Below are 15127 nucleotides of genomic sequence, written 5' to 3'. Positions count from 1 at the left end.
CTGTGACGATGCCTAGTCCATATCACTACATCACGAGCACAAACGCGCTCAGCGAATTGTGTGAGCAACTGCGGGACAGCCCGCGCCTGGCGCTCGATACGGAATTCGTGGGTGAAGAAAGTTTCGTGCCGAAGCTCGAACTCATTCAAGTGGCGACCGACCACACGGCCGCCGTCATCGACTTCCCGGCCGTTCAGTCAGGGAAGGTCCTTGACGGATTTTGGGAGATTGTCTGCGACGTGCGGATTCAAAAGGTTGTGCATGCGGGACGGCAAGACCTGGACCTGTTTGCCCTCCACGCCGGGCAGATCCCCAAACCGTTCTTCGATACCCAGATCGCCGCGGCGATGGTCGGTTTTGGTCCGCAGGTCGCTTATGCCAACCTAGTTCAACGGGTGCATGGAACAAGGCTGGACAAGGCTCATACCTTTACGAATTGGAGCGCGCGCCCCTTGTCCCAGGACCAATTGGCCTACGCACTCGAGGACGTGACGTTTTTGCTGCCCATCCATGACCATCTGCACAACCGCCTCTCGAAACTGGGCAGACTGCAGTGGGCCCATGAGGAGTTTTCACGTCTTGAGGGTGTCGTCGGCGAGACACGACGCGAACCGCAAGAACGCTACCAGCGGATACGAGGATGGGATCAGCTGAAGCCCAAATCGGTCGCGGTGCTTCGGGAGCTGGCCGCCTGGCGAGAGGGGGAGGCGAAACGGAGAAATGTGCCACGGAGCCGGGTCGTCCGTGACGAAGTATTACTACAGTTGGCGCGACATCCTCCACGCCATCAGGATGAGTTGCGAAAAGTAAGGGGCCTTCATACGTCAGAGATCGACCGTAACGGCGAATCGATTCTCGCCACGATGCAAGCGGCGCTCGCGCTTCCCCCCTCGGCCTGGCCGGTGCTCACCAAGGAGCGAAAACCTGAGCCGGAATGGAACGGGTTTGTGGAGCTGCTTCAGGCGATCGTCAAGGCGCGCGCCCTCGAAGAAGAGATCGCCCCGACCTTGTTGGCGACGACGGGGGACCTCCAGGAGTTGATCGACGCGAAGACGGATCGATCGGCCTTAGATCTGCCGCTCCTGAAGGGATGGAGGCGAATCTTGGTGGGAGAGCTGCTGCTGGACGCGTTGGACGGCAAAGTCGCCTTTACTATTGATCCAAAAAAGCGGACTATTGATTGGATCCCCACTGAACCCCTATCCGAGCAATGAACCGTCTCGCACCCGTTCAAAACGGAACAAAACGTTGATTCTCATGGCACTATCCTGATTCGGGCGAACTGTTCACTGATACACTGCGGTAATCTCGCTAAAAATCAATATCTTGTAACCGTCTTTTCACGGTTTTCCTGCTGGAACTTGGTACGGTTCTCGCTCATTGAGGTGGCATCTGGTGCTGTTCTTCTCAGCACATGATGCCTCCAATCGTCACATCGCTCCTTGCTTTCATTGTGCCAGGAGGCATCATTTTTCTTGCCGCCCTCGGCTTCCTTCGTCCACGAGATTTGCCGCCCTGGGTTCAGGGTTTCGTTCACGCGCTTCCATTTATCGTACTGGCGTTCGGGTTATTCTTTGGCTGGTTTCTATCGAGTAGCCGTTTGATTCTTTCGCTCATCATCCTTGTATTTGCCGACTGTGCCGTCATTCTGGTGCCGCCGACGGAGACGGATCCCAAGTCATTTGGCCAGGTGATGTTTTCGGCAGCGGCGTTCTTAGTGCCACTGAACTTGTTGGCCCTTTCTCTTATCAAAGTAGATCCTCCTTCCGCCTGGCCTGGGGCCTTGCGCCTGGCACTCATCCTGTTCCAACCTCTCTTGATACTCGCGATCGCTCGATCGGATCCAGCCGGTGTTGCACATGTGTTTCAACAGCCGCTGGTTCCCATACGGGAGGGGGCTGGTTGGACGAGTCTTTCCCAGCCGGCTCTGTTCGCATTTAGCCTCGCCTTGGTCTTGATCAGTGGACGGTATGCCGTCGATAAAAATCCGATGGATGGTGGAACGGTTTGGGCATTACTCGCCGTCTTTGTCGCATTTCACAAACACCATGAGGGATGGTCGGCCGCCAATTTCTTCTCTGCCGCCGGTCTGATTCTCTTTCTGACGTTCCTCCAGGCATGGCATCAGCGCAGTTACCGTGACGAACTGACCGGTGCCCTAGGCAAGCTGGCCTATGAGGGCGCTGTGGCGAATCTCGGGAAGAAGTTTGTTCTCGCGGTCGTCGGCCTCGACCAAGTGAAACAATACGGAAACCTGCATGGCAAATCGGTCAGCGATCAGGTCCTTCGTCTTGTGGCTCCAAGAGTCATGGCTGCGGGCGGATCTGGAAAGGTCTTTCGGCTGGCTGGTGAGGAATTCACGGTTCTGTTCTCTCAGAAAACCGCAGTGGAAACCCTCGTGGCACTCGAACACATCCGCAAAGCCGTGGAACACATGACCATCTATTTGGGGCGTCACGATCGTGTTTTCGAAAGAGTACGGTCATCGCGTCCACGATCTGGATATGAAGAGCTCGTGATCACAGCCAGTATCGGATTTGCGGAAACAGGGAATGCAGGAGCCTCGCTTGACCTGGTCACCAAAGCAGCGTATCGGGCATTGTACGATGTCAAAGGAGCAGGGGGAAACCAGGTCAAACGAGGGTCGGTCATGCTAGAACCTCGCAAACCATCTCTTGCTGAAACAGGACGTATCGTTGCGTATAGTGAGTTCGAGCACTCCTGACGGGTCACAGGAGTTTCTTGATCGAGTCGGCTGGTCTTGCCAAAATGGCTTGGTCGCCTTTCTCCACGATCGGCCGTTGAATCAAATCGGGGTGTTTGACCATCAGGTCAAGGAGCGCATCGTCTGACAGTTGCTTCGTCCCAAGACCAAGTTCCCGATAAATCTCTTCTTTTGTTCGAAGCACGTCTTGAGGGGACAAGCCGGCCTTCTTCAGCAAAATTTTCAGCTGCCCTTTGGTAAAGGGACGCTCGTAGTAGTTGATCGCCGTATAGGGCTTACCGCTGTCCTTGAGCAGCTGGACGGCCTGCCGGCATGTCGTGCAGGTCGGTTTCTGATAGATGGTAATGTCCGCCATGATCACGTGCTCCTTGGTGGAAAGACCGGTCTTGACGATTTTTTTCGGTCTATGATTAGATCCTAATCAGTGGTGTGTCAACAAGGTCTTCTATGCCGTGGGTCGGTACCACTTCCGCCGGTCAGTTCGCCTGTGCCACTGCCTCCCAGCGCAGGCTGAAGGACCTTCGTATCAAGCGTAAGGGACAGCCGGTCTTTGTCCTTGGGCATGTGCTCGCTCGGAAAGGGCAAGAAGGCACCTTTGAAGCTTTTAACGATCGACTCGCCGTTGTCAAGTTCAGCGATGAAGGACTCGTGGGTTACGACCCTCACGAGCTTCTTCTTCCCACCGAAATCGACGAGCAGGGCATCCCCTATTTCGAGATCCGGCACTGCCGATCCTGTGAGACGCTCTTTCCGCTTACCATGGAGGAATATGAGTCCGACCATGAACCTGAGCAATGTCCGGACTGCATGGCCTGATCTCCGATCTTAGTCGACAAAGGGCGCTACTTCCAGCGCCTTTTTGAGCAGACAATCTCCCGCGAAGCCCTGTAGTACCATCGGCAGCATGGCTCCATCGATGGCACGCACGGACTGTATCCGGAAACCTTCCGAAGACTTGTGCCCTTCGAGCTTGAGTGCATGGCAGATTTCCAATTTTTTCCAGACCAAATTCGACAGGATGGAATCAGAGGCGAGGAGCTTCATGTCGGTGACCGCTCCATCGATGGCGACCTTCGCAGGAACCCGACTCTTGTCCTTGGGAAGCTCGCTCACGACGGCAAACGCCACCATATCTTCCTCCGCGACGGCGGATGAGGCGTGCATGACTTCCGTCATCGTGAGGACAACGCCGCACATGAAGAGGGCTGTTCGCATCGGTCACGATCTGGTCCATGTGCCGATATCGTCCAATCGCGACGGCACGGCGAGTTCGTAGAATTCAGTATGCCAAGCACGATTTTTCATTGCAAGAACGACGCGTCGCCATGGTAGGGTAATCAAGCGACGTATGTCTTTGTTCTAAGGTGTGATCATGCCCCATGATTTTATGCCTGGCTTAGCCGGTGTGCCGGCGGCCACGTCATCGATCAGCGATGTGGACGGGCAACGAGGCATCCTCGAGTACCGGGGCATTCGCGTGGAGACCCTCTGTACGAGTTCATCGTACTTGGAAACGGCCTATCTCCTGCTTTTTGGTCATCTCCCGTCAAAGAGGGAATTTCAACAATGGATGACCGATGTCACCCATCATCGGCGCATCAAGTTCCGCATCATCGACCTCTTGAAGTGCTTGCCCGAACAAGGACATCCGATGGATGCCCTCCAGGCGGCGGTGGCGGCACTCGGCATGTTTTATCCCGGCCGTAACGTCAAAGACGTCGAAAACAATTATTGGAGCGCCGTTCGGCTTGTCGCGAAGTTGCCCACGATCGTGGCGGCCTGGGCAAGGCTGCGCCGTGGTGATGATCCAATCTCCCCCCGCGACGACCTTGGGTTCAGCGAGAATTTTTTCTACATGCTGACCGAGACCGCGGTGCCGCCCTTGTGGTCCGAGATTTTTGATGACTGCCTGATTCTCCACGCGGAACACACCATGAACGCGTCCACTTTCACAGGACTGGTGACGGCCTCAACCTTGGCCGATCCCTATACGGTCGTGGCATCCTCGATCGGTGCCTTGAAAGGTCCCTTGCATGGGGGCGCCAACGAAGAAGTGGTCGTCATGTTGAGAGAGATCGGCGCCTCGGAGAAGGCGCGGTCTTACGTTGAGCAGGCCCTGCAGAGCAAGAAAAAGCTGATGGGGTTCGGTCACCGTGTCTACAAGGTCAAAGATCCCCGTGCCACCGTCCTTCAGGATCTTTGCCGGCGGCTGTTCGAAGAGTGCGGCAGTTCACCTCTTTATGAAACGGCGTTAGAGGTCGAGAAGACGGCCGGAAAGGTCCTGAACAACAAAGGGGTATATCCCAACGTCGATTTCTATTCCGGAATTATCTACGATAAGATGGGCATCGATGTCGATCTCTTCACGCCGCTGTTTGCCATTGCGCGGGTCTCAGGGTGGTTGGCTCATTGGCTGGAACAGCTGCGCGAAAACAAACTGTTCCGACCCGATCAAATCTATTCCGGCGAGCATGACCGTCCCTATGTGCCGATAGACCAGCGGTAACCTCCGTATTGACCAGCTCCTCCGCATCCTCTTGACTTGCCCACAGGCGGATTTATCTATCCGTCAGGCGGTTGAATCGGCGCGGCGCCAGCAGACATAACCGAACATTCTGAATAAGAACGCACATAAAGGGAGGTTGCTATGGCACTCGTACGATGGGATCCGTTTCGTGAACTGGAAGAAGTCTCGGATCGGTTGAATCGTATGTTCGCGCGTCCTGCCGCATCGCGTACCAATGGGAAGGAAACCATGATTGTGGCGGATTGGACACCGTCGGTCGATATCAGCGAGACCGAAGGGGAGTATCAGATCAAGGCCGAGATTCCGGACGTGAAGAAGGAAGACGTGAAGGTCACGCTCGAAGACGGGGTGTTGACCATTCAGGGTGAGCGCAAGCACGAGAAGGAAGAGAAGGGGAAGAAGTTCCATCGGATCGAACGATCGTACGGCAGTTTCGTTCGGAGCTTCTCCTTGCCGGATGTGATCGAAGAGGAGAAGGTCAAAGCCGAGTTCAAGGATGGGGTGTTGAATCTCCATCTCCCGAAGTCGGAGAAGGCGAAACCGAAGGCTATCGAAGTCAAGGTGGGGTAAGCCGATCCGAAACAGTTCTCGAACAAAGGCCCGCCTCAGAAGGCGGGCCTTTTTATTGCTTAGTACTTAATTCCTGCATCATCCATTTCCCAGGCCTCGTCATCAAAGGGATATCGCAGCCCATACCGTCGTTGGTCGCTGGATCATGGCAAGTATCGCATGGTGATCGAGGCGGCTTTGAGTGATGAGGGTATCGGCCAAATTGGCTCGGCGACCGGTTCTGAGCACTTTCGCTCGGAGGAGTCCGGCACGTTCCAAAAAGCCTTCTGTTGTAATGGAGAGTAGGAAGTTCAAAGATCGTCCGTTTCAAATCTGTGAGAGATGGGGGTCGCTGAGAAGTTCCGACACGGTGACCGGTGAAAGAACTATGACTTGATCAAGGAGAGCCTGATCGATCACATCAACATCAGCCCCTTCTTCGCCTTGCGGATAGTCGATCAGGGAACTTGTATCGAGGCGCAGCATCAGTCCAGCCGCAGCTCTGAGAACTTGACCCCAACTTGACCTTGCCGCGAAATCGCCCCAGGCGACCATAGGCGTCTCCGGCAGCGACCAATTCAAGCCCTCTTCTCACGGTGGAGGTGACCCCTTCGCCGCTTGCCGTGGTCGCAGGCGTTAAGAGGTCGGCCGGGACTTCTACGGTGGGTTTTTTAAGCTGTTTCGCCATGGGGCCTTTCCCTTTCCGGTCAGGAACGTTTTTCCACAGGGCTCTGTATACCATACGATGGACCATAAGGGGTGCCGCTTCCATCTGTTGCCATCCGTTTGTCTCAATGACTTCTGTCTTCATGCATTCGGCTCGATCGTGTCGGCGCCAAGATTATTGTCCCCAACATCCGTCAGGTGGTGAGCACCAAAGGAGAGATTATTTTGAGCGTTGGATTGAATCAATCCCGAGATCAGAGACAGCCTGATAGTCAGATCTCGCTCACGAACCGCATCGTTTTGAGTGCATTTGCGGCCAAGCAGCTGGCGACATTCTTTAAACGAGGAACCGTCACTTCGCCGGAGGAGTGATCGGCGCAATCCACCGCCTCGGATATTTCCATCGACCATGAAGACCCAATCGGATCTGCTCGATAGGGTCATCTTTGCGTATTGCCTATTTGACGAAAACGAGTAGAGTCCCTCCCAAGTTTTTCAGGATTCTCGCCGTACTGGTCAGGTGCATGCAGAGGAGGTGTGAAGCGCTGCCATCGCACGAATAGGAAGGGGTGGGCTCTCCGCTGAACTGTCGAACTTGTTCATGGTCTGGACATGTTTGAGGAGGCGAAGATGAAAACTCTCAGTTATGGACTGATAACGGTTGGAATGGTGCTGGCGCTCGCGGGCGTGATGGCTGTATTCGACTTCGACCAGCCGTCAGAAGCGTTTTCACCGGCCTGGTTGATGATCGTCGGGGGGTGGTGCCTCGCATTAACAGGGATGGGGATCGACATCGTGCATTTGTTCAAGATCGCGAAGCACGAACCGGTCTACATGTTCCGACCCGAGGCGAATAGCGTCAACGGGGGCGAGGGCGAAATCACGCAAAGGTGATGGACTGAGAGGCATTGTAGGACATCTGAACCGAACAGGATTGCCTCACTGATCGTCGCAAAAACCCGCCAGCCCAAGGCGGGCCTTCTGGTTCTTCCCCACAGCGCTCAGATCGTTAATTGTCGGACAGACATCTTCGTCGAGGCCATACCGCAACACATATCGCTGCCCGTCGCCGGCGCGGACGCGAAAGCAGCTCTGGATCTTGGTGCGCCAGGGATCCAAATCCTCCTCCACCGATAAGGGGCTTCATCCACTGTAACGGCACGAGGTGTTTCTTCACGCTTATGCCCCGGCATAGGCGTCGACCGGTGACGGACGGAGGAGTCATGGGAGGTCTGCTCTTGTGAAAGTCGGCGAGCTGAGTTTATCATGGCGCCCGCGAGTAGTGAGAACCTCTAATTGATGGAGCGCCACGCATGAAACCGAATCAAAGTATGTCATCAGTGCCGACTCGAATGGAACGAGATACCATGGGGGAACTCGCTGTTCCCGCCGAAGCCTACTATGGTGTGCAGACGGCGCGCGCGATCGAAAATTTCCCGATCAGCTCGCTCCGGATACCGCGGGCGGTCATCCGGGCCATGGGAATGATCAAGCGCGCCGCGGCCACGGTGAACCATTCTCTTGGCTTGTTGGACAAGAAGCCGGCTGAGGCGATCAAACAGGCGGCGACCGAAGTGGTCGAAGGTAGATTGGACGCCGAGTTCCCGGTCGATATTTTTCAGACGGGGTCCGGCACGTCCACCAATATGAACACGAACGAGGTCATTTCCAACCGCGCGACGGAGCTCCTCGGCGGCGCGCGCGGCAGCAAGCTGGTGCATCCGAACGACCACGTGAACCTTGGCCAGTCGAGCAACGATGTGATTCCGACGGCCATTCACATCGCCGGGTCGGAGATGATGCAGCAGCAACTGCTCCCGGCGCTCACTCGGCTGCACAAGGCGCTGAGAGGCAAGGCCAAGGAGTTCGACACAATCGTGAAGATCGGGCGCACGCATTTGCAGGATGCGACGCCGGTTCGTTTGGGGCAGGAATTCGGTGGCTATGCCCGCCAGATTGAACTTGGGATTCAGCGAGTGAAGCAGGCCCAGGAAGCTTTGGCTGAAGTGGCGCTTGGAGGGACGGCAGTGGGGACGGGGCTCAACTGCCATCCGAAATTTTCCGCTAAGGTGATGGCGATCATTTCTAAAGAGACTGGCTGCTCCTTCAAAGAAGCCAAGAATCATTTCGAGGCCCAGTCGGCCCAAGATTCGCTAGTTGAAGCCAGTGGGCAATTGCGAGTGTTGGCTGTGAGCCTGATGAAGATCGCCAATGACATTCGCTGGCTTGGGTCGGGCCCCCGCTGCGGACTAGGAGAAATCAATTTGCCAGAGACCCAGCCTGGCTCTTCCATCATGCCGGGAAAGGTGAACCCGGTCATCGCGGAATCCGTGACGATGGTCTGTGCACAAGTGATTGGCAACGATGTGACGGTCACGGTCGGCGGCCAAGCGGCAAACTTTGAACTCATCGTCATGATGCCGGTGATGGCCTATAATCTGCTCCAGTCGATCGAACTGCTGGCCACGGCGTCCAATAACTTTGCCGCGAAGTGTATTGAGGGCATTAAGGCGAACGAAGAGCGGTGCAAGAGTCTCATTGAGGAGAGTCTCGCGATGTGCACGGCGCTTGCCCCGGAGATCGGGTACGAAGCAGCGGCAAAACTGGCGAAGGACGCCTACAAGTCCGGCAAGACTGTCAGACAGGTGGCCAAAGACCAAAAGGTTTTGCCGGACAAACGTCTTGCTCAACTCCTCGATCCTTGGCGCATGACGGAACCAGGGGGGCCAGTGGGTTCCGCCGGAGGATAGCGGAACGGACCGTAGGTATTGTCTTATGGCAGCCGGTCTGTATACTAAGTGCATGATGAGTTCTGTCGGACACAGCCGCTCATTCATGATCGGGATTCTGGCCCTGCTGGTTTCCGGCCTGGTCTCCGGCTGTGCCGCAAACGGGCGCCAGCCGCTCCATGGTGAAAGAAGCCTAATGTCCCCGATGAGTACACGGGGAGCACATTGCTGTGCGATGGCCAAAGGCATCCCGCGGCAGACGGCGCTCGCACAAACCGCCGTGCGGTTTGTGGGTCAGTCCCGTATTCAGGTCGGTGGCCGAAGCTATGCCCCGGACTGCTCCGGATTTGTCCGGGGGGTGTACGCCTCGCAGCGTGTTGACTTGTACGGCGGACTGGGCGAGCTTGACGGCGGCAACGGCGTCGGGCGCATCTTTACCCATGTGGTGCAACATGGGCGGATTCACTATGGCCCAACCGTCAATCCGGGGGATCTGGTCTTTTTCCACAATACCTGGGATTTCAACCGTGACGGATTGCCGAACGATCCGTTGACGCATGTCGGTGTCGTCGAAAAGGTGGATCTGGACGGGACCGTGGTGTTTGTGAGCTCGGTTTCCGCCGGAATCGAACGCTATCGCATGAACTTGAAACATCCCGACATGCACAAGGCCGCTGATGGACGGATTTTGAACGACTACCTGCGACGCAAGTACCAGGGTGACGCCCCGGGGACTTATTACCTGACGGGTCGACTGTTTGCCGCGTTCGGAACCCTGGCACATTGACATGTTGCGATCTCCCGTCATGCCCTCCTGACCTGGAAGACCACTGAAAGCTCGGCGACTTTTTCTTCTCCACCTCTCAAAGAGCGCGAACGAAATGGCGCGTTCGGAAACATAGGCGATCGATACCGATGACAACGGAGGCGACTCAGACTTCAACGGATATGGCAACGCTCAAGATTGTTTCGATTGTGGCCACGGAACTCGGCGTCGGGGCATCTCAAATAAGCGCCGCCGTGGCATTGCTCGACGGAGGCGCCACGGTTCCATTCATCGCCCGCTATCGCAAGGAGGCGACCGGCAACTTGGACGATACGCAATTGCGTATATTGGAAGACCGCTTGCGCTATCTTCGAGAACTGGAGGAGCGGCGTGCCGCCGTGTTGGGCTCGATTGAAGAACAAGGCAAGCTCACGGATGTGTTGCGTGAGCGCATCGAGTCCGTCACCACCAAACAAGCGCTCGAAGACCTGTATCTGCCCTTCAAACCCAAACGACGCACCCGTGCGCAAATCGCCCGCGAGGCAGGATTGGAACCGCTGGCCGACGGGCTGTTAGCTGATCCGCTGTTGCATCCGGAGCAGGAAGCGCTCAAGTACCTGCGCGTTGTGCCGGCTGCGGAAGGGGTGGAGGCGATCAATGTCCCCGATGCCAAAACCGCGTTGGAGGGAGCCCGCGACATTCTGATGGAGCGGTTTGCCGAAGCGGCTGACCTGTTGACCCCGCTGCGGTCGAAGTTGTGGAACGAAGGCGTCGTGACCTCGACCGTGATGAAAGACAAGGAGACGGCCGAAGAAGAAAAATTCCGTGATTATTATGCCTATGCGGAACCGATCAAGGCCATTCCATCACATCGCGCCCTCGCGCTCTTCCGAGGTCGTTCGCTCGGAATTCTAAAGCTGGAGTTGGGCCTGGGCGAAGCGCTGGAGACGGTCGTCCCACATCCCTGTGTCGCGATGGTCGCCGCGCATGCGGGCGTTCAAGATCGTGGCCGACCGGCGGACAAATGGCTGATGGGGGTTTGTGAATGGACCTGGCGCGTGAAGCTTCATATGACGCTCAGCACCGAATTGTTCATGCAATTGCGTGATGCGGCCGAGGCCGAGGCGATCAAAATTTTCGCCAAGAATCTCCATGAGTTGCTGCTGGCGGCACCGGCCGGGCCCAAGGTCATCCTCGGCCTGGATCCCGGCATTCGCACGGGTTGTAAAATCGCGGTGGTCGATGCCACGGGTAAATTATTGGCAACCGAGACGATCTATCCGCATCAGCCGCGCAATGATTGGCAAGGGTCATCGGAAACATTGGTCCGTCTGGTCGTTCGCCATGGCGTGGAATTGGTGGCGATCGGCAACGGGACGGCCAGCCGGGAGACCGACAAGTTGGCGGGCGAGCTGATCAAGTTAATCACGAGTCAGCAGCCCGACCGCAAGTTGGCAAAAATCGTGGTGAGTGAAGCCGGAGCGTCGGTGTATTCGGCCTCGGCCTTTGCCGCGGCGGAGTTTCCCGAGTTGGACGTAAGCTTACGAGGTGCGGTGTCCATCGCTCGACGGGTGCAGGATCCGCTGGCCGAGCTGGTGAAGATTGAACCGAAGGCGATCGGCGTCGGGCAATATCAGCATGACGTCGATCAGCGGGCATTGGCCCGATCCCTCGATGCCACGGTGGAAGATTGCGTGAATGCCGTCGGCGTGGACGTCAATACGGCATCGGTGCCTTTATTGGAGCGGGTCTCGGGCCTCAACAAAGCACTGGCCAGGAATATTGTGGACTATCGAAATGCACATGGACCCTTTCCCAACCGGACTGCGATCCGCAACGTGCCGCGTCTTGGCGACAAGGCCTTTGAGCAGGCGGCCGGCTTTTTACGCATTCAAGACGGCGACAACCCTTTGGATCGATCTGCCGTGCACCCGGAGGCCTACCCCGTCGTGGAACGTATTTTGACCAGGTTAGGAACGGAAATTTCGGATGTGATGCGCAGACCGGGGGTCTTGAAGGAGGTGTCGCCGGCGGATTTCACGGATGAAAGGTTTGGATTGCCGACGGTGCGGGACATTTTTGCCGAGCTGGAAAAACCGGGCCGCGATCCTCGACCTGAATTCAAGACCGCGACCTTCCGCGAGGGGGTCGAATCCGTAAGCGATCTGCAGCCCGGCATGGTGTTGGAGGGCGTGGTCACAAACGTGGCGGCCTTCGGCGCATTCGTCGACATCGGCGTCCATCAGGATGGTCTCGTGCACGTATCCGCATTGGCAAACAAATTCATCAAAGACCCACACGAGGTGGTGAAGCCGGGGCAGATCGTCAAAGTGAAAGTAATCGACGTCGATCTGAAGCGTCAGCGCATTGCCCTGACTATGCGATTGGAAGATGCGGCGAGTCGTCCATCTGCTCAGGCACAGTCCGGGAGTCAGGCAACACGTGACTCCCGCGGTCGTGGACCGTCGCCGTCCAGCCAGACAGCACGAACCCCTCAGCCGATCGGCGCGATGGCTCTGGCGTTGGCGAAGGCGAGACAGAAGTCATAACGAACATTCTATTGTTCTTATCAAGTCGTCTACGACGAATCAGACCCAATGGATCGGCCGTGCGAGACATCGCTTCAACCTAAGGAGACTTCCAGTGGCGCAAGGGTGAGATGACACCCAGAGCGCTCGTTATCTTGCAGAACGATTGTTTGCCACTCTATAAGACTCCGCGTGCTACCCGTATTTGATTTTCAGCGTGACGATCCCGAGCTGGAGAAGAAGGGTCACTGCATTCGCCAGTATGACAGGCAGCGAATCGATCCAAATTCCGTAGATGAGCCACAACAGTACGCCTGTGCTGAAGATGGTTACCATCCCCCAGGATAAATCGCCGGTCGATCTGGATTTCCACGCCTTCGCGAGTTGAGGAATAAATGCGACCGTCGTCAGTGTTCCGGCGGTCAATCCCAGCATCATGGCTCCATCCATGTTCTATACCGGCCACTTCTCTTCGTTCCACGCCATGTCCCAAAACATCCATTCATAGCGTGAACTGATGATGAAGGAGTCTTCCATTCGCCGCAGTTCTTCCTTGCCGGCGGTCTTGGCCCACTGATCGACTTTTTTCCGCATCCACAACTGGACTTCGGCAAACTCCGGCGAGGCGTACAGGATCAACCAATCCCGGTAGGGATGGTTCTTGGGCGGAGGTCCTTTCCTGAGTAAATGTTGGCCGACGACACAATACACCCAGGCACAGGGGAGGGCGACGACCGTGATCTCCGTCGCGGTGCCGGAGGCCGCGACGGCCAGCATGTGTCTGGTGTAGGCATGGTTCGTCGGTGCCATCGGAACGGACGTCATCTGTTTCACCGTCATGGTCCAACGTTTGCCGTAATTTTCGTGCAGACTGCGTTCGACCACGATGGTCTCTTCCGCCAGCTTGTTGAACCGCAAGGCGCTTTCTGAGTCCGGCGCGACGATTGCCGCCGCAGAAAATACACGCGCCAGATCACCCAGAAACCGCGCGTCCTGGAGTATGTAATACTTGAACTTCTGTTCAGGCAGTGTGCCGTTGCCAAGACCCACGACGAAGGGGTGACTCAGTTGGGCATCCCAGATCGACGTGGCAAGTTTGCGTAGGTGGTTCGAAAAGGACATGGCGGACTCCTTCGTTACCTTGTGGCTCTCACGCGCGAGACAGGTCTCACATCACACGCGGCACGATCAGATGTAGGGGACCCATGGCCTCGGCATGCGATTCATGCCGTCCAGGGCTGCGACTTTGTAACATTCGGCCAACGTCGGATAATTGAAAACCGTGTCGATAAAATAATCGATCTTGCCATGAAAGGCCATGACGGCTTGGCCGATGTGGATCAGCTCCGTGGCTCCTTCGCCGATGGCGTGGACGCCGAGCAGATGTCTCGTGTGCCGATGAAACAGGATTTTAAGCATACCGGTTTCATCGCCGATCAACTGTCCTCGGGCAATCTCTTTGTAACGGGCAATGCCGACTCCGTAGGGAACATCCGTCCGGGTCAGTTCTTCCTCATTGCGGCCGACCATGGAAATCTCAGGAATGGCATAGATACCGTACGGGAGGAGCGAGGTATCCGTGCGGTCCGGGTGGCCAAAGGCATGGCAGGCGGCATGGCGCCCCTGTTGCATCGACGTCGAGGCCAGTGCCGGAAAGCCGATGACATCGCCGGCCGCATAGATGTGGGGAATCGCCGTTTGGAAATGCTCATTGACGGTCAGACGTCCTCGGTCATCCGTCTTGAGTTCGATGGTGTGGAGGTTCAGCGATTGAGTGGCCCCAACCCGCCCGATCGCGTACATCAGTGTCGATGTGTGGATCGGTCTGGCATGGCGCAGGGATACTTGGATGGATCTGTTCCATTTTTTTGTGATCGCGAGGACTTCTTCATTGTGATACAGAACCACGCCGAGGTCCTTCATGCGTTGTTGAAGCGTGTCGATGATCTCCGCGTCAACGAACTCCAACAGCCGCGGTCGCTTATCGATGAGAGTCACGGGGATTCCCAACGCGGCAAGCATCGAGGCGTATTCCGTTCCGATCACCCCGCCTCCGACGATGACGATGGAGCCGGGGATGCGTTTCAGGGTCAACAGCCCGTCCGTATCGATGATGGTATGGCCGTCGAACGGGATGTGCGCCGGTCGAGCCGGCTCCGTGCCGACGGCGATGACGATGAAATCCGCCGTCAGCTCGAGCGGGCCGCGGCTCGTGTCGATGCGGAGGCGGTGCGGATCGAGAAAGCTGGCCGCACCAAAAAACATATCGACCTGGTTCCGAGCCATCTGATTCTGTACGATTTGGATCTCATGTTTGATGACGTGATTCGCCCGGAAGGCCAAGTCTTCAATCCGTATCTTTCTTTTTAGGCGGTACTCTTCTCCGTAGATACTGCGCTGACGAAACCCGGAGAGATAGAGCACCGCTTCGCGGAGGGACTTGCTCGGAATCGTTCCCGTATTGATGCAGACCCCTCCGACGACCGTCTTTCGCTCGATGATCCCGACTTTCTTGTTGAGCTTGGCCGCCTGAATGGCAGCCTTTTGGCCGGCGGGTCCGGTGCCGATGACTAATAAATCGTAGTGAGCCATCAGATCCTCTGGACACTGAGGTGACGGGTAAGCCGCGTCTCCGGC

17 protein-coding genes are annotated in these 15127 nt (G+C 56.5%); 9 read left to right on the top strand and 8 right to left on the bottom strand.

What is annotated here, in order from left to right:
- The first annotated feature begins 2 nt into the window (after nucleotides 1-2).
- Nucleotides 3-1214: a hypothetical protein gene (locus tag A4E19_04075; GenBank protein ID OQW33569.1), complete on the top strand. Its 1212-nt coding sequence runs from the start codon at nucleotides 3-5 to the stop codon at nucleotides 1212-1214.
- Nucleotides 1215-1414: 200 nt separating this feature from the next.
- Complete coding sequence (locus A4E19_04070) at nucleotides 1415-2725, top strand: hypothetical protein (protein OQW33568.1); 1311 nt, start codon at nucleotides 1415-1417, stop codon at nucleotides 2723-2725.
- 4 nt (nucleotides 2726-2729) lie between these two features.
- Here the strand turns inward: A4E19_04070 and A4E19_04065 are convergent, their stop codons facing one another.
- Nucleotides 2730-3080: an arsenate reductase gene (locus A4E19_04065; GenBank protein ID OQW33567.1), complete on the bottom strand. Its 351-nt coding sequence runs from the start codon at nucleotides 3078-3080 to the stop codon at nucleotides 2730-2732.
- A gap of 92 nt (nucleotides 3081-3172) precedes the next feature.
- On the opposite strand from A4E19_04065, the gene A4E19_04060 reads away from it, so the two are divergent.
- Nucleotides 3173-3541, top strand: coding sequence for a hypothetical protein (locus A4E19_04060; protein ID OQW33566.1), 369 nt, complete (start codon nucleotides 3173-3175; stop codon nucleotides 3539-3541).
- A 9-nt stretch (nucleotides 3542-3550) separates the two neighbouring features.
- Here the strand turns inward: A4E19_04060 and A4E19_04055 are convergent, their stop codons facing one another.
- On the bottom strand, nucleotides 3551-3940 hold the full coding sequence (locus A4E19_04055) for a hypothetical protein (GenBank protein ID OQW33565.1): 390 nt from the start codon (nucleotides 3938-3940) through the stop codon (nucleotides 3551-3553).
- 154 nt (nucleotides 3941-4094) lie between these two features.
- On the opposite strand from A4E19_04055, the gene A4E19_04050 reads away from it, so the two are divergent.
- Together A4E19_04050 and A4E19_04045 are read left to right on the top strand one after the other, a co-directional pair.
- Nucleotides 4095-5231 carry a citrate synthase gene (locus A4E19_04050; protein ID OQW33660.1) on the top strand — a complete coding sequence of 379 codons (1137 nt, stop codon included), beginning with the start codon at nucleotides 4095-4097 and terminating at the stop codon, nucleotides 5229-5231.
- A 141-nt stretch (nucleotides 5232-5372) separates the two neighbouring features.
- A complete protein-coding gene (locus A4E19_04045; GenBank protein OQW33564.1) occupies nucleotides 5373-5822 on the top strand; it encodes a heat-shock protein Hsp20 in 450 nt (149 codons plus the stop codon).
- Between the two features lie 306 nt (nucleotides 5823-6128).
- On the opposite strand, the gene A4E19_04040 is transcribed toward A4E19_04045, so the two are convergent.
- Together A4E19_04040 and A4E19_04035 are read right to left on the bottom strand one after the other, a co-directional pair.
- Nucleotides 6129-6356, bottom strand: coding sequence for a hypothetical protein (locus tag A4E19_04040; GenBank protein ID OQW33563.1), 228 nt, complete (start codon nucleotides 6354-6356; stop codon nucleotides 6129-6131).
- A gap of 252 nt (nucleotides 6357-6608) precedes the next feature.
- On the bottom strand, nucleotides 6609-6878 hold the full coding sequence (locus A4E19_04035) for a hypothetical protein (GenBank protein OQW33562.1): 270 nt from the start codon (nucleotides 6876-6878) through the stop codon (nucleotides 6609-6611).
- A 219-nt stretch (nucleotides 6879-7097) separates the two neighbouring features.
- Between A4E19_04035 and A4E19_04030 the strand changes: the two genes are divergently transcribed.
- Entirely contained in the window at nucleotides 7098-7361 is a 264-nt protein-coding gene (locus A4E19_04030; GenBank protein ID OQW33561.1) for a hypothetical protein, read from the top strand.
- A 45-nt stretch (nucleotides 7362-7406) separates the two neighbouring features.
- On the opposite strand, the gene A4E19_04025 is transcribed toward A4E19_04030, so the two are convergent.
- The gene (locus A4E19_04025) at nucleotides 7407-7598 is read right to left on the bottom strand and encodes a hypothetical protein (GenBank protein ID OQW33560.1); all 192 of its coding nucleotides are present in this window, start codon (nucleotides 7596-7598) and stop codon (nucleotides 7407-7409) included.
- 200 nt (nucleotides 7599-7798) lie between these two features.
- Between A4E19_04025 and aspA the strand changes: the two genes are divergently transcribed.
- The 3 genes from aspA (at nucleotide 7799) to A4E19_04010 (ending at nucleotide 12511) form a co-directional block, all read left to right on the top strand.
- A complete protein-coding gene (aspA, locus tag A4E19_04020) occupies nucleotides 7799-9217 on the top strand; it encodes an aspartate ammonia-lyase (GenBank protein ID OQW33659.1) in 1419 nt (472 codons plus the stop codon).
- Nucleotides 9218-9431: 214 nt separating this feature from the next.
- Nucleotides 9432-9983 (top strand): hypothetical protein, encoded by a 552-nt coding sequence (locus A4E19_04015; GenBank protein OQW33559.1) that lies wholly within the window; start codon nucleotides 9432-9434, stop codon nucleotides 9981-9983.
- Between the two features lie 161 nt (nucleotides 9984-10144).
- Entirely contained in the window at nucleotides 10145-12511 is a 2367-nt protein-coding gene (locus tag A4E19_04010) for an RNA-binding transcriptional accessory protein (GenBank protein OQW33658.1), read from the top strand.
- Nucleotides 12512-12685: 174 nt separating this feature from the next.
- On the opposite strand, the gene A4E19_04005 is transcribed toward A4E19_04010, so the two are convergent.
- From A4E19_04005 to A4E19_03995, 3 genes are all read right to left on the bottom strand, one after another.
- A complete protein-coding gene (locus tag A4E19_04005) occupies nucleotides 12686-12940 on the bottom strand; it encodes a hypothetical protein (GenBank protein OQW33558.1) in 255 nt (84 codons plus the stop codon).
- Between the two features lie 3 nt (nucleotides 12941-12943).
- Nucleotides 12944-13612, bottom strand: a complete 669-nt coding sequence (locus tag A4E19_04000) for a thiaminase II (GenBank protein OQW33557.1) — start codon at nucleotides 13610-13612, stop codon at nucleotides 12944-12946.
- A 66-nt stretch (nucleotides 13613-13678) separates the two neighbouring features.
- Nucleotides 13679-15082: an NAD(P)(+) transhydrogenase gene (locus A4E19_03995; GenBank protein OQW33556.1), complete on the bottom strand. Its 1404-nt coding sequence runs from the start codon at nucleotides 15080-15082 to the stop codon at nucleotides 13679-13681.
- Nucleotides 15083-15127 lie beyond the last annotated feature (45 nt).

The sequence above is a fragment of the Nitrospira sp. SG-bin1 genome (assembly GCA_002083365.1).
Classification (GTDB): Bacteria; Nitrospirota; Nitrospiria; order Nitrospirales; family Nitrospiraceae; genus Nitrospira_D.
Note: the sequence above shows the minus strand (reverse complement) of the source record. Positions and strands in the feature narration are given on the sequence as shown.

Bases quoted from the DNA above. Each gene is read 5' to 3' on its own strand.
- A4E19_04070 (OQW33568.1), top strand. From the start codon at position 1,415: ATGATGCCTCCAATCGTCACATCGCTCCTTGCTTTCATTGTGCCAGGA.
- A4E19_04065 (OQW33567.1), bottom strand. From the start codon at position 3,080: ATGGCGGACATTACCATCTATCAGAAACCGACCTGCACGACATGCCGG.
- A4E19_04060 (OQW33566.1), top strand. From the start codon at position 3,173: ATGCCGTGGGTCGGTACCACTTCCGCCGGTCAGTTCGCCTGTGCCACT.
- A4E19_04055 (OQW33565.1), bottom strand. From the start codon at position 3,940: ATGCGAACAGCCCTCTTCATGTGCGGCGTTGTCCTCACGATGACGGAA.
- A4E19_04045 (OQW33564.1), top strand. From the start codon at position 5,373: ATGGCACTCGTACGATGGGATCCGTTTCGTGAACTGGAAGAAGTCTCG.
- A4E19_04040 (OQW33563.1), bottom strand. From the start codon at position 6,356: ATGGTCGCCTGGGGCGATTTCGCGGCAAGGTCAAGTTGGGGTCAAGTT.
- A4E19_04035 (OQW33562.1), bottom strand. From the start codon at position 6,878: ATGGTCGATGGAAATATCCGAGGCGGTGGATTGCGCCGATCACTCCTC.
- A4E19_04030 (OQW33561.1), top strand. From the start codon at position 7,098: ATGAAAACTCTCAGTTATGGACTGATAACGGTTGGAATGGTGCTGGCG.
- aspA (OQW33659.1), top strand. From the start codon at position 7,799: ATGTCATCAGTGCCGACTCGAATGGAACGAGATACCATGGGGGAACTC.
- A4E19_04015 (OQW33559.1), top strand. From the start codon at position 9,432: ATGGCCAAAGGCATCCCGCGGCAGACGGCGCTCGCACAAACCGCCGTG.
- A4E19_04010 (OQW33658.1), top strand. From the start codon at position 10,145: ATGGCAACGCTCAAGATTGTTTCGATTGTGGCCACGGAACTCGGCGTC.
- A4E19_04005 (OQW33558.1), bottom strand. From the start codon at position 12,940: ATGGATGGAGCCATGATGCTGGGATTGACCGCCGGAACACTGACGACG.
- A4E19_04000 (OQW33557.1), bottom strand. From the start codon at position 13,612: ATGTCCTTTTCGAACCACCTACGCAAACTTGCCACGTCGATCTGGGAT.
- A4E19_03995 (OQW33556.1), bottom strand. From the start codon at position 15,082: ATGGCTCACTACGATTTATTAGTCATCGGCACCGGACCCGCCGGCCAA.